The sequence below is a fragment of the Nocardioides daejeonensis genome, from assembly GCF_003194585.1.
In the GTDB taxonomy this organism is placed as follows: Bacteria; Actinomycetota; Actinomycetes; order Propionibacteriales; family Nocardioidaceae; genus Nocardioides; species Nocardioides daejeonensis.
Genome location: NZ_QHKZ01000004.1, coordinates 1 through 12,843, shown reverse-complemented (window position 1 = coordinate 12,843; position 12,843 = coordinate 1). Strand labels below are relative to the sequence as shown.

Annotated in this window: 13 protein-coding genes and 1 pseudogene; 11 read left to right on the top strand and 3 right to left on the bottom strand. The window is 69.8% G+C overall.

The window, feature by feature from the left end; all coding sequences use genetic code 11:
* The first annotated feature begins 135 nt into the window (after window positions 1–135).
* Genes DNK54_RS11190 through DNK54_RS11160 form a run of 7 tightly spaced genes read left to right on the top strand, consistent with a single transcriptional unit; the run spans window position 136 to window position 6,900 of the window.
* Window positions 136–1,665, top strand: coding sequence for an ABC transporter substrate-binding protein (locus tag DNK54_RS11190; RefSeq protein ID WP_162602408.1), 1,530 nt, complete (start codon window positions 136–138; stop codon window positions 1,663–1,665).
* A 37-nt stretch (window positions 1,666–1,702) separates the two neighbouring features.
* Entirely contained in the window at window positions 1,703–2,674 is a 972-nt protein-coding gene (locus DNK54_RS11185) for an ABC transporter permease (RefSeq protein WP_204164542.1), read from the top strand.
* Window positions 2,671–3,549, top strand: a complete 879-nt coding sequence (locus tag DNK54_RS11180; RefSeq protein WP_110207083.1) for an ABC transporter permease — start codon at window positions 2,671–2,673, stop codon at window positions 3,547–3,549. Before DNK54_RS11185 ends, DNK54_RS11180 begins: the two co-directional genes overlap by 4 nt.
* A 1-nt stretch (window position 3,550) precedes the next feature.
* Window positions 3,551–4,552 carry an ABC transporter ATP-binding protein gene (locus tag DNK54_RS11175; protein ID WP_110207082.1) on the top strand — a complete coding sequence of 334 codons (1,002 nt, stop codon included), beginning with the start codon at window positions 3,551–3,553 and terminating at the stop codon, window positions 4,550–4,552.
* Entirely contained in the window at window positions 4,549–5,532 is a 984-nt protein-coding gene (locus DNK54_RS11170; protein ID WP_110207081.1) for an ABC transporter ATP-binding protein, read from the top strand. The genes DNK54_RS11175 and DNK54_RS11170 overlap by 4 nt, the downstream gene beginning before the upstream one ends.
* Before the next feature lie 49 nt (window positions 5,533–5,581).
* Window positions 5,582–6,073 carry a nuclear transport factor 2 family protein gene (locus DNK54_RS11165; protein ID WP_110207080.1) on the top strand — a complete coding sequence of 164 codons (492 nt, stop codon included), beginning with the start codon at window positions 5,582–5,584 and terminating at the stop codon, window positions 6,071–6,073.
* On the top strand, window positions 6,070–6,900 hold the full coding sequence (locus DNK54_RS11160) for an SDR family NAD(P)-dependent oxidoreductase (RefSeq protein WP_110207079.1): 831 nt from the start codon (window positions 6,070–6,072) through the stop codon (window positions 6,898–6,900). The genes DNK54_RS11165 and DNK54_RS11160 overlap by 4 nt, the downstream gene beginning before the upstream one ends.
* An 8-nt stretch (window positions 6,901–6,908) precedes the next feature.
* On the opposite strand, the gene DNK54_RS11155 is transcribed toward DNK54_RS11160, so the two are convergent.
* Window positions 6,909–7,466 (bottom strand): flavin reductase family protein, encoded by a 558-nt coding sequence (locus DNK54_RS11155; protein WP_204164541.1) that lies wholly within the window; start codon window positions 7,464–7,466, stop codon window positions 6,909–6,911.
* 159 nt (window positions 7,467–7,625) lie between these two features.
* On the opposite strand from DNK54_RS11155, the gene DNK54_RS11150 reads away from it, so the two are divergent.
* The 4 genes from DNK54_RS11150 (at window position 7,626) to hsaA (ending at window position 11,866) form a co-directional block, all read left to right on the top strand.
* Window positions 7,626–8,501, top strand: coding sequence for an alpha/beta fold hydrolase (locus DNK54_RS11150; RefSeq protein ID WP_239460045.1), 876 nt, complete (start codon window positions 7,626–7,628; stop codon window positions 8,499–8,501).
* Complete coding sequence (locus tag DNK54_RS11145) at window positions 8,498–9,682, top strand: acyl-CoA dehydrogenase family protein (protein ID WP_110207078.1); 1,185 nt, start codon at window positions 8,498–8,500, stop codon at window positions 9,680–9,682. The genes DNK54_RS11150 and DNK54_RS11145 overlap by 4 nt, the downstream gene beginning before the upstream one ends.
* Window positions 9,683–9,711: 29 nt before the next feature.
* The gene (locus DNK54_RS11140) at window positions 9,712–10,629 is read left to right on the top strand and encodes a VOC family protein (RefSeq protein ID WP_110207077.1); all 918 of its coding nucleotides are present in this window, start codon (window positions 9,712–9,714) and stop codon (window positions 10,627–10,629) included.
* 73 nt (window positions 10,630–10,702) lie between these two features.
* Window positions 10,703–11,866: a 3-hydroxy-9,10-secoandrosta-1,3,5(10)-triene-9,17-dione monooxygenase oxygenase subunit gene (gene hsaA, locus DNK54_RS11135; RefSeq protein ID WP_110207076.1), complete on the top strand. Its 1,164-nt coding sequence runs from the start codon at window positions 10,703–10,705 to the stop codon at window positions 11,864–11,866.
* A gap of 21 nt (window positions 11,867–11,887) precedes the next feature.
* Here the strand turns inward: hsaA and DNK54_RS11130 are convergent, their stop codons facing one another.
* Complete coding sequence (locus tag DNK54_RS11130) at window positions 11,888–12,316, bottom strand: universal stress protein (RefSeq protein WP_110207075.1); 429 nt, start codon at window positions 12,314–12,316, stop codon at window positions 11,888–11,890.
* A gap of 70 nt (window positions 12,317–12,386) precedes the next feature.
* Window positions 12,387–12,843: pseudogene (locus tag DNK54_RS11125) on the bottom strand (2-oxoacid:ferredoxin oxidoreductase subunit beta); the annotation flags it as partial.

Below are 12,843 nucleotides of genomic sequence, written 5' to 3'. Positions count from 1 at the left end.
CCTGTCGGGACTCCCGGTCACTGGGATCCCTGTCCTGGCAGGCCGAGCAGTGTTCAAGATCCAGTCACTCCGTGTGACCCGCACGACACATTCCGCCCCTCGGGTGGGCACCCATCAAGGAAGTGGAGAAAACCCGTGAAGCGAATCCCAGCCCTGGCCGCCCTGGCCTGTCTGGCCCTCACTGCCGCCTGCGGAAGCTCGGGCGGCAGCGGCAGCGGCGACCCTGACCCCAACGCAGTGCTGCGCTACACGACTTCGGCGGGCGCCACCTCCTTCGACCCGCACAAGACCGTCGCGGCGTCGGACTTCATCGTGCTCAACCTCGTCTACGACCGGCTCGTCCACCAGGACGCGCAGGGTCAACCGGTGCCTGGCCTCGCCGAGTCCTGGGAGTTCTCCGACGACTTCAAGACGCTGACCTTCCACCTCCGCGAGGGGCTCAGCTTCGAAGACGGCACGCCGTTCGACGCGGAGGCCGCCAAGGCGAACCTGGACCGGGCACGCGAGCCCGACTCGATCTCCGCCTCGCTCCTCTCGGCGGTCGACTCGGTCGACGTGGTGGACCCCGCCACGGTGAAGCTGAACCTGAACTCGCCCGGTGTCCACCTGGTCCTCACCCTCTCCGACCTGGCCGGCATGATGGTCAGCCCGAAGGCGTTCGCCACCCCCGACGCGGCCAAGGCCCTGGCCACCGACTCCGACGGGATCGGCCGCTTCACCCTCGCCGAGGCGGACCCGGGCTCGCACTACGTCTTCGAGGCGGTCAAGGACTACTGGGACAAGGACGCCCTGAAGCTCGGCGGCCTCGAGTTCAGTGTCGCGACCGACCCGCAGACCAACCTGAACGCCGTCTCCTCCGACCAGGCCGACTGCGCGCTGGTCTCGCCCGCCATGATCGCCCCGGCCGAGCAGATCCCCGGTGCCACCACCAGGGCGCGCACGGTGCTCACCCAGACCGTCCTCTACTTCAACCAGACCAAGAGCGAGTTCGACGACCCGCTGGTCCGCCGTGCCATCAACCTCGCCATCGACCGTGACGCCATCCTCGAGGGCGCGCAGGAGGGCAAGGGCGAGGCATCGCAGGGCCTCTTCCCGAGCGACTACTTCGTCTCCAACGACCCGGTGGCCGACCTGGTGACCTACAACCAGGACGAGGCTCGCGACCTGCTCAAGCAGGCCGGCCTGGAGAAGGGCTTCTCCTTCACGGCGGTGACGCTCACCATCCCGCAGTTCGTCACCACCGCCGAGATCATCAAGGCGCAGCTGGCCGAGATCGGCATCGACATGGAGATCAAGGCGCTCCCGCCTGCCGACATGGGAGTGAACTTCCTCAAGGGCACCGGTGACGCCGTCATCACCGCCTGGACCGGTCGGCCCGACCCGTCCATGCTCTTCTCCGCCTACTTCGACGAGGCGGCACCGCAGAACGTGAGCCACGTGGAGCCGGAGGGCTTCGACGAGGCACTGGCCGCAGCCAATGCGATCGAGGAGACCGCCGCGCGTGGCGATGCACTCGCCGCCGTGCAGAAGGTCGTGCTCGAGGCCGGTGCGGTGGTGCCGGTGACCTTCAACCAGGTCGGCACCGTCTGCAACGACCGTGTCACGGGCTACGAGCCGACCGTCGTCGGCATCAGCGAGTTCCGTGGCGTCGGAATGACGGACTGATCCGGTCCGACCGGACCGTGATCAGAGAGGGAGTGCAGTGAGTGCTGGAGTCGTGGGTCGTCGCACGTTGTCGATGCTGGGCCGTCGGCTCGTCGCCCTCGTGCCGCTGCTGGGCATCGTGACCCTGGCGACCTTCAGCCTCATCTTCCTGATCCCCGGCGATCCGGCCCACCGGATCGCCGGGGAGGGGGCCACCGCCGAACAGGTGGCCGCGGTCCGGTCGGACCTGGGCCTGGACCAACCGCTCCACCAGCAGTTTCTCACCTTCCTGGGCAATCTCCTCCAGGGAGACCTGGGCACCAGCTACACCTTCCGGACGCCCGTGTGGGACATGATCTCGGCGCGGATGCCGATCACCATCTCGTTGACGGTGGTGGCGATGGTCTTCGCGCTGCTGATCGGGATCCCCGCAGGGGTGCTTGCCGCCCGGCGGGCGGGGAAGTGGCAGGACCGGGTGGTGACGGTCGGCAGCACCCTGGGCCTGGCCACGCCGAACTTCGTGCTCGGCCTGCTCCTGACGCTGGTCATCGGCATCAAGTTCCAATGGCTGCCCGCCACCGGTTATGTGGAGATGGCAGAAGGGTTCTGGCCGTGGCTCAGCCACCTGCTGCTCCCCGGCTTCGCGCTGGGTGTGATCGCCGCTGCGGAGATCGCGCGTCAGCTGCGGGCCTCGCTCGCCGACGTACTCCGTCAGGACTACGTGCGGACCGCGGTGGCCAAGGGCATGCTGCCGGGCACCGTGGTGTGGAAGCACGGCCTCAAGAACGCCCTGATGCCGGTCATCACCGTGGTCGGCATCCAGACCGGCTACCTGCTCGGCGGCACCGCCGTCGTGGAGACCATCTTCGGCATCCAGGGGCTGGGCGACTTCGCCGTCCGCGCCGTCCTCGCCGGGGACCTGCCGGCGATCCAGGGGATGGTCGTCTTCGCGGTGATCATCACGGTCACCGCCAGCCTGGTGGTCGACCTGACCTATGGCTACCTCAACCCGAGGGGAGAGTCCCAGTGAGCGTCCTGCCCACCACGAGGACCGTGGTGGAGAGCCCGCGTCGCCGCTTCGTCCGCCGCTTCACCGGCCCCTGGGCCAACCGGTTCGCACTCCTCGTGCTCCTGGTCTGGCTGGTCGCCGCGGTCGCCGCGCCTTGGCTCGCCCCCTACGATCCGCTCGTCCAGGACATCGATGCCCGCCGCTTGGCGCCGTTGAGCGACGGACACCTGCTCGGCACGGATGCGCTCGGCCGCGACACCCTCTCCCGCCTCCTGTACGGCGCCCGGGTCGCCGGGTTGGCCGCCATCACCTCCGTGGGAGTGGGGCTCCTCGGCGGATTGGTCCCCGCACTGCTGGCCGGGCTGCTACGGGGCTGGTGGGACGCGGTCTTCTCCCGGATCGCCGATGCCCTGCTCAGCTTCCCGCCGCTGCTGCTGGCGCTGGCGATCGTCGGTGTGATGGGGCCCAACCTGACGAATGCGATGCTGGCGATCGGGGTCGTCTTCGTGCCGCGGTTCTACCGTGTGGTGCGGGCGGCGACCCTCGCGGTGCGGGAGGAGACGTTCATCGAGGCCTCGCGCAGCATCGGCACTCCCACCGCATGGATCCTGCGCAGGCACGTCCTGCCCAACGTGCTCTCACCGCTGGCGGTGCAGATCAGTCTCGCCTTCGGGTTCGCGATCCTGGCGGAGTCGTCGCTGAGCTTCCTCGGCCTCGGCGTGCAGCCGCCGGACCCGAGCTGGGGCAGCATGCTGTCGGAGGGGCGGGCGGCCTGGTTCTACACGCCGTGGCCGGTGATCGTTCCGACCGTCACGGTGGTGCTGACCGTGCTGGCCTGCAACGTCGTCGGCGACGGGCTCTCCGACTCCGTCGGCCGGGAGAAGGGAAGGGCCTGAGATGACGACTCCACTGCTCTCCGTGCGCGACCTGACCGTCGAGTTCGCTGTCCGTGGCTCCTGGCAGCCGGTGGTCACCGACGTCTCGTTCGACGTGATGCCGGGCCAGGTGGTCGCACTCGTCGGCGAGTCCGGCTCCGGCAAGAGCGTCTCCTGCTTCGCGTTGCTGCGCCTGCACGGCGACAGCGGTCGCACGTCGCGCGGCGAGGTCCTCTTCGACGGCCGCGACCTGCTGAGCCTCTCGGAGCGCGAGATGGCCGACGTGCGTGGCAACGAGATCTCGATGATCTTCCAGGAGCCGATGACCAGCCTGAACCCGGCCTTCACCGTGGGCTCGCAGATCGCCGAGGTGGTCCGCCGGCACCGCGGCGCCAGCCGCGCGGAGGCCCGGAAGCGAGCGATCGAGGTGCTCGACCTGGTCGGCATCCCGCGCGCGGCGAGCCGGATCGGGGACTATCCGCACCAGTTCTCGGGCGGCATGCGGCAGCGGGTGATGATCGCGATGGCGCTGGCCACCGACCCGCGCATGCTCATCGCCGACGAGCCCACCACCGCACTCGACGTGACGATCCAGGCGCAGATCCTCGACCTGGTCAAGGACCTCGCCCGCGACTTCGGGATGGGTGTCCTGCTGGTCACCCACGACCTCGGTGTGGTGGCGGACGCCTGCGACGAGGTGGTCGTGATGTACGCCGGCCAGGTGGTCGAGCGTGCCGAGTGCTTCGACATCTTCGCCCGACCGCGACATCCCTACACCGCAGGTCTGATGCGGTCGCTGCCACGGGTCGACGGGATGGGAGAGATCGAGATCATCCCCGGCACGCCGCCGATGCCCGACCAGTTCCCGGAGCACTGCCGCTTCGCTGCCCGCTGCCCGCACGCCGTCGCCGCCTGCGAGGCCGGCCCTGTCGCTCTGGAGCCGCGGGTGAACGGAGGCGCGGTGCGCTGCGTGCGGACGCTGGAACTCGACCTGCGGCGTACCCCGGAAGGGAGCCTGGCATGAGTGGCCCGCTGCTGCAGGTGCGCGACCTGCACGTCTCCCACCGGATCGGACGACGCTCCCTGCCGGCGGTGCGCGGCATGGATCTCGACGTGGCACCCGGTGAGGTGGTCGCGCTCGTCGGTGAGTCCGGCTCGGGCAAGTCGAGCGCGGTGCGCGGCATCACCCAGCTGATCCGGCCCGAGCGCGGCTCGGTGCTGCTCGACGGCACCGACCTCGTCGGCCTGCGCGGCAAGGCGCTGCGCCGGGCCCGTCGCGACATCCAGATGGTCTTCCAGGACCCGTACTCCTCGCTCGACCCGTCGATGTCGGTGGCTGAGCTCATCGGTGAGCCGTTGATCGTGCACACCGCTCAGGGCCGGGCCGAGCGGCGGCGTACGGCCGTGGAGATGCTGGAGATGGTGGGGCTGCGGGCCGAGCACGCGGACCGCTACCCGCACGAGTTCTCCGGCGGGCAGCGGCAGCGCATCGCGATCGCGCGGGCGCTCGTGCTGCGCCCCAAGCTGGTGGTCGCCGACGAGGCGGTGAGCGCACTCGACGTCTCGAGCCAGAACCAGGTGCTGGCACTGCTGCAGGAGCTCATCGCGGAGCTCGGCGTCGCCTGCCTCTTCATCACCCACGACCTCGCGGTGGTCCGCCAGATCGCAGACCGGGTGGCCGTGATGTACCTCGGCACCCTCGTGGAGCAGGGTCCCGCCGACGTGCTCTTCGATGCGCCTCAGCATCCCTACACCCGGGCGCTGCTCTCCGCCGCGCCGGTCGCCGATCCTGTGGTGCAGCGCTCCCGGCAACGGGTCCGGCTGACGGGTGAGCTGCCGGACCCGATGAACCCGCCGACGGGTTGCGTCTTCAGCTCCCGTTGCCCCGACGCCATTGCGCGCTGTCACGAGGAGGCGCCCGCCGACCGTCGTCCTCGCCCCGACTCCTCGGTTGCCTGCCACCTCGTCGAGGCCGACCCGGCGCTGCAACCGTCCCTACCCTGAGGTCACGATCTGTGACGTCCCGAGAAGAAGAGCGAAAGGAAGGTCCGTCGTGACCACAGTGGAAGAGCGGCTGGCCCGACTCGAAGCGGTCGAGCAGATCAAGGCGCTGAAGTACCGGTACCTGAGGGCGTGCGACGCCAAACGCCCGGAGGAGTTCCGCAACTGCTTCATCGCGCGGGGCGCCGTCGTCGACTACGGTCCGCGGATCGGCAAGTTCGAGGACGCCGACGGGATAGCCGGAGTCTTCGCCCACCTCGCACTCAAGCGGGTCGACGACAAGATCGTCATCCTCGACATGCATCACGCCATGCACCCGGTGATCGAGCTGGTCGGCGAGACCGAGGCCACCGGTGCCTGGACCTTGCGCTTCCGCCAGGTCGACCTCGAGGCCGGAGTCGAGCGGGTGAGCGCGATCGAGTACGCCGACCGCTACGTCGTCGAGGACGGCGAGTGGCGGATCGCGCGCTGCGAGGTCACGGTGCTGTGGACGATCGTGACGCCGCTGCCCGAGGGCGTGCAGATCACGGAGTCCTACTCGTGACGGCGAAGGTCGCGCTGGTTACCGGCGGCAGCAAGGGGGTCGGCCAAGGCATCGCCGTCGGCCTCGGCGAGGCCGGATGGACCGTGCATGTCTCCGGGCGCGACCCCGAGCGTCTCCAGGAGACCGTGGACCGGGTCGGCGCCGCCGGCGGCCACGGCGTCGCGCACGGGTGCGAGCACACCGACGACGGCGACGTACAGCGTCTGGTCGCCGAGGTGCACGGCAGCGCCGGACGGCTCGACCTGCTGGTCAACAACGCCTGGGCCGGCCCGGGGATGAACCACGTGAAACCGGAGCGGCTCTGGGAGCGCCCGCTCTCGGACTGGGACACCCTCATCTCGGTCGGGCTGCGTGCGCACTACGTGGCCACCCACACCGCCGCACCCCTGATGATCGACCAGGGCAGCGGCCTGATCGTCAACATCTCCTCGGTCGGCACCCGCGCCTACCTGCACTCGACGCTCTACGGCATCTCGAAGGCCGGCCTCGACAAGATGACGCATGATGCCGCGCTGGAGCTCCGGCAGTACGGCGTCACGGTGCTGTCGCTGTGGCCCGGACTGGTGCGCACCAAGCAGCTGCTCGCCAGCGGCGTCGACAACATTGCGGGCGTCCCGGTGACCGATGCCGAGACCCCGGAGCTCCAGGGCCGGGTGCTCGCCGCGATCGCCGCCGACCCCGACCTGCACAGTCACACCGGCGAGGTCTTCATCACCGCCGAGGCGGCCCAGGCCTACGGCGTCACGGAACCGGACGGTGGCAGCCCGGTCTCCCCGCGGTTGATGTTCGGCGGCGGGCCGATCTTCCCGCCCCTGCCGCCGGCCTGATCTCCGGCTCAGCCCCAGCGGATGCCGTCCCCCCAGCGCAACAGGGAGGACGGCATCGCGCTGACGGTGGCGAGTGAGGCCGGGTGACTGTCGAAGTCCACCCCGAAGGCACCGCGATAGAAGACCATCGGTCGGCCGAAGTCGGCGGTGTCGAGGCCGAGCACCCGCCCGATCACCACGTCGTGGTCGCCGGCCGCATGCACGGCCTCGACGTCGGCATGCACCCGCAGCAGCACGCCCGCCAGTGACGGCGTACCCCAGGGGGAGGGCGACCAGTCGAGACCGTCGAAGCGGGCCCCGCGGCTGGATCCGAAGCGGTCGCACAGATCCGTCTGGTGCTCGGCGAGCACGTTGACGCAGAAGCGTCCGGCGTCGCGGATCAGGGGCCAGCTCCGGCCCCGATGGTCGGCGCAGAAGAGCACCAGGGGTGGATCCAGCGAGAGGGACGCGAAGGACTGACACGCGAAGCCGACCGGGCCTTCGGCTCCGACCCCGGTCACCACGGTCACTCCCGAGGCGAAGCGCCCCATGGCAGCACGCATCTCGGCAGGGGTCGGCACTGTCATGGCCCCACCCAATCGGTCGGCCCCCGTGTCGCCGGGGCGCATCCCGCTCAGCGGGCGGGAGAACGTGCGCTGGACTTCCCGGCCCGGCTGTGAGGGTGTTCCCTCCCAGTGACCGGGAGCGGTATCTGTGCGACGTACGCCGCCCCTAGCGTGCGCGATGTGACCCAGCTGACAGAGACCTCTCACCGACATGAGCTCACCACGGAGCGCGGGGTGCTCCGCTACCACGACGTGGGCGATCCTGATGCCCCGCCGCTGGTCATGCTGCACGGGTCGGGGCCGGGCGTCTCCGCATGGCGCAACTTCCGGGGCAACCTGCCTCTCTTCGCCGAGCGTTTCCGCTGCCTGGCCCTGGAGTTCCCGGGCTTCGGGATCAGCGACGACACCGACCTGCACCCGATGGCGGCGGCCCTGCCGGCGGTGTCCGACTTCCTCGACGGTCTCGGGATCGAGCGAGCGCGGCTGCTGGGCAACTCGATGGGCGGCGTCGTCGCCACCCGGTTCGCGATCGCTCAGCCGGACCGCGTGGAGCAGCTGGTCACGATCGGTGGGATGGGCCGCAACATCTTCAGCCCGTCGCCGGGCGAGGGGATCAACCTGCTCACCGACTTCGTCGAGGATCCGAGCCGGGAGCGGCTGGTCGCCTGGCTGCGCTCGATGGTCTTCGACCAGTCGCTGGTGACCGAGGAGCTCATCGCGGAGCGGTGGGAGCTGGCGGTCGATCCGGAGGCACTTGCCTCCGCCCGGCGGATGTACGGCAGGGGCGTCCTCCAAGCCGCGGCCAAGGCGGCCGAGGCATCGGGCGAGCCGCCCTACTGGGCCATGTTGCACAAGATCACGGCTCCGACCCTGATCACCTGGGGACGCGACGACCGAGTGAGCCCGGTCGACATGGTGCTGCTGCCGATGCGCGCCGTCCCGGACGTGCAGGTGCACATCTTCCCCAACTGCGGTCACTGGACGATGATCGAGGCGAAGCACGCATGGGAGGCCACCGTCCTTGCCTTCCTCACCGGGAAGGGCGGTGCACGATGACGCACCCCGTGATGCAGGCGATCGAGGAGCGTGCCGACGAGCTCGCCGCGCTGGGCCCGGAGAACGAGGCGCTCGGGCGGCTCACCGACCGGACCGCGGAGTTGCTGCGCGAGACCGGGGTGATCCGGATGCTGCAGTCCACGAAGTACGGCGGCATGGAGGCGCACCCTGCCGAGTTCGCCGAGGCGGTCATGCGACTGGCCTCCCTGGACGGCTCCACCGGCTGGGTGGCGGGCATCGTCGGGGTGCACCCGTGGGAGATGTCGATGTGCGACCCGCGTGTCCAGGAGGAGGTGTGGGGCGAGGACCCGGATACCTGGATCGCCTCCCCCTACGCCCCGATGGGGGTGCTGCGGCCTGTCGACGGTGGCTACCTCTTCAACGGCCACTGGCAGTTCTCCTCGGGCACCGACCACTGCGACTGGATCTTCCTCGGCGCCTTCCTCGGCGACGAGGAGGGCAAGCCCCAGATGCCGCCGCAGAGCCAGCACGTGATCCTGCCGCGCAGCGACTACACGATCGTCGAGGACTCCTGGGACGTCGTCGGTCTCCGCGGCACCGGCTCCAAGGACATCGTCATCAAGGACGCCTTCGTGCCGTCCTACCGGGTGGTGCCGTTCAGCAAGTTCCTCGACGGCTCGCAGCCGCGCGAGTCCGGTCACACCAACCCGATCTTCCACGTGCCGTTCACCACGGCCTTCCCCCTCGGCATCACCTCCGCGGTGATCGGTATCGCCGAGGGTGCCCTGGCCGCGCACCTGGCCTACCAGAAGACCCGGGTGCAGATCACCGGGACCGCGGTGAAGGACGATCCCTACGTCCTCTACGCGATCAGCGCCGCCGCGGAGGAGATCAAGGCGTCGCGGGTCGCGTTGCTCGACAACGTCCGGAGGTTCCACGCGATGGCTGAACGCGGGGAGGAGGCGACCATCGCCCAGCGTGCCGCGTCGCGGCGTACCCAGGTGGCTGCGGCGTGGCGCGCGGTCCGTGCCATGGACGAGATCGTGGCCCGCTCCGGCGGCAACGGCCTGCGGATGGACAACCCGATCCAGCGGTTCTGGCGCGACGGCCACATGGGACTGGCCCATGCCGTCCACGTGACCGGGTCGGTCTTCCACGCCACCGCGCTCACCGAGCTCGGTGTGACGCCGCCGCCTGGCCCGATGCTCTCGATGATCTGACCCACGGAAGAGATTGGAAGGACGACACGATGACGCAGATCCGAGGCCTCGGCTACCTCAAGGTGCAGACCACCGACGTCCCCCGTTGGCGGGAGCTGACGGTCGACTGCCTGGCCATGCAGGAGGTGCCGGGCGCCAACGCGGAGGGTCTCTACCTGCGGATGGACGAGCGGAGCGCCCGCCTGGTCGTGCTGCCCGGCACGGTCGACAAGGTGCTGGCGGTCGGCTGGGAGGTACGCGACCAGTTCGCGCTGGCCGCCGTGGGCCGGGCGGTCGAGGCATCGGGCCGCTCCGTGCGGATCTTCGACCAGGACGAGTGCGACGAACGCCGGATCGAGGCAGGGGTCGCCTTCGAGGACCCGGCCGGCACGCCGCTCGAGGTCTTCTTCGGACCCGTGCTCGACCACAGCCCGGTGCTCACCGGCCATGGCCAGACCTTCGTGACGGGCGAGCAGGGGATGGGGCACGTGGTGCTGCCGACGACCGCACCCGAGGCCACCGTCGAGTTCTACACCGAGGTGCTCGGCTTCCTGCCCCGAGGCGCGATCCGCCTGGGCGGCATCGACTCGCCACCGCCCGTACGACGGGTGCGCTTCATGGGGGTGAACCAGCGGCACCACAGCCTGGCGATCTGCCCCGCACCGCACGGTGAGGAGCCCGGGCTGGTGCACCTGATGGTCGAGGTCGACTCGCTCGACGCGGTCGGGCGCGCACTCGACAAGGTGAACAAGGCCGGCTTCTCGCTCTCCTCGACCCTGGGCCGGCACACCAACGACAAGATGGTCTCCTTCTATGTCCGCGCGCCGGGTGGATGGGACATCGAGTACGGCTGCGAAGGCATGCTCGTCGACGAGACCTACTACACGGCCGAGGAGATCACTGCCGACTCCTACTGGGGCCACGACTGGTCCGGCTCCGAGCCCCTGGCCGCCTTCACGGTGTCGTGAGGCACGGGTACGCCGGGTCCCGCCCACCGAAGCCGGCGCCCGCCGGCACGCGCAACTGGCGGATGCTGTGGTCATGAACGACGTGCTGGCAGAGGTGCGGACGCTACTGCCGGGCTTCCGGGAGCGGGCCGCAGCGACGGAGGATGCGCGCCGCATCCCCGAGGAGAGCATCGCGGAGCTGCGCGACGCGGGGGTCTTCCGGATGCTGCAGCCGCACCGGTACGGCGGTCTCGAGGAGCACCCGACGGCCTTCTACGAAGTGGTGCGGGCGATCTCCGGTGCCTGCGGCTCCACCGGGTGGGTGGCCTCGGTGATGGGTGTGCACCCGTGGCAGCTGGCGCTCTTCCCGGAGGCGGCACAGGAAGACGTCTGGGGCGACGACCCGGACGCGCTGCTCGCCTCCTCCTACGCGCCGGTGGGCCGACTGACCGAGGTCGACGGTGGCTATCGGCTGAGTGGCCGCTGGAGCTTCTCCTCCGGGTGCGACCATGCGTCGTGGTTGCTGCTGGGTGCACTGGTCACGGGGCCGACCGGGAGCCCGGTGGACTTCATCACCACCGTGGTGCGCCGCACCGAGGCGGAGATCGTCGACGTGTGGGACACGATCGGGCTGCGCGGCACCGGCAGCAACGACCTCATCGTGCGCGACGCCTTCCTGCCCTCCTACCGGGTGCTGCGGAACTTCGAGCACTCGCAGCTGCGGGGCCCGGGCCAGCAGGTCAACACCGGTCCGCTCTATCGGATGCCCTTCGGTGCGGTCTTCACCAGCACCGTCACCGCACCGATCCTCGGCGCCGTGCAGGGATGCCTGGACGACTACGTCGCCACGATGATCGACCGGCACCGGCTCAGCTTGGGTGGGGGGCGCTTCGTGGAGGACCCGTTCGCCCATGTCGCCCTCGCCCGGGCCGCCTCCGAGATCGACGCCTCGGTCCTGCAGATGGACCGCAACATCAACGAGTTGCACGCCGCAGCCGAGGCTGGCCGCGAGATCCCCATGGAGCTGCGGCTGCGGGCACGCCGCGACCAGGTCCGCGGCACGGAGCGGGCGCTGACGGCGATCGACATGCTGTTCAAGACCGCGGGCGGCAACTCGCTGCGTTCGGACAATCCGATCGGCCGGGCGTGGCGTGATGCGCACGCAGGCTCGGTGCACGTCGCCAACGACATCGAGCGCACCCTCGCGCTCTACGGCAAGGGTTCCTTCGGCATCCCCGTCGAGGACAACCTGGTCTGAGCGCGCGGGAGCCGTGTCGCGTCAGCTCTCGTTGGTGTTGACGATGTAGACGTCGCAGGCCGCATGGTGCGCGACCGCGGCCGGTACGCTGCCGAGCACGCGCGCGATGCTGTGCAGGCGCTTGTTGCCGACCACGATCAAGGAGGCGTCGAGTCTCTCGGCCTCCTCGAGCAGCGCATCGGCCGGGCGGCCGTGGACCGCGGCGCTGGTCACGGTCGGCACAACCTCGGCAAGGCGTGCAGCGGTGCGCGACGCGATATCCGCACTCTCTTCGGCGACCGACACCGAATGCGTGCCATCGCCCACCGTGATCTGTGCGGTCTGCTCACGCACGTAGGCACACACGACGTGCAGGGCGGCATCCGTTGCCCGGGCGAGCTGGGCCGCCCGGTCAGCCGCGCGCTCGGCGCGCTCGTTGCCGTCCACTCCGACAATGATCACTTCGCTCATGGATCTCCACCTTCAGTTCCGAGGGCACTGTGCCCGTGCTGTCGAGTTCTTTGCTTCCCGAGGACGGTGGTCAGACCGTCCAGGTGTCGCCGTTGTCCAGGAGACGTTGCAGGTCGCCCGCACCCGCTGCCCTCGCCTGAGCGACTTGTGCGCGTGCCTGGTCGTCGTAGGCGGGGCGGGTGACGTCGCGGAAGATGCCGATGGGGGTTTGGTTGAGGTAGCCGGCGTCGGTGAGCCGGGAGATGGCGAAGGCGGTGGAGGGGTCGGGGTTGTGGGCGTCGTGGGTCAGGATCTCGGCTTCGGAGGTCGAGCTTGTCGAGACCACTTCGATGCCGCCGCGCGCGTTGCGGATCAGGGCGTTGGTGCCGAGGCCGGTGGCTTCGTCGCGGGCGCCGAAGGTGATCGGCTCACCGTGGACCAGCGCGATGATGGCGTCGGCTTTGGTGTCGGGGCTCTTGATGGCGTCGAAGGCGCCGTCGTTGAAGATGGGGCAGTTCTGGTAGATCTCCACGAACGAGGTGCCGCGG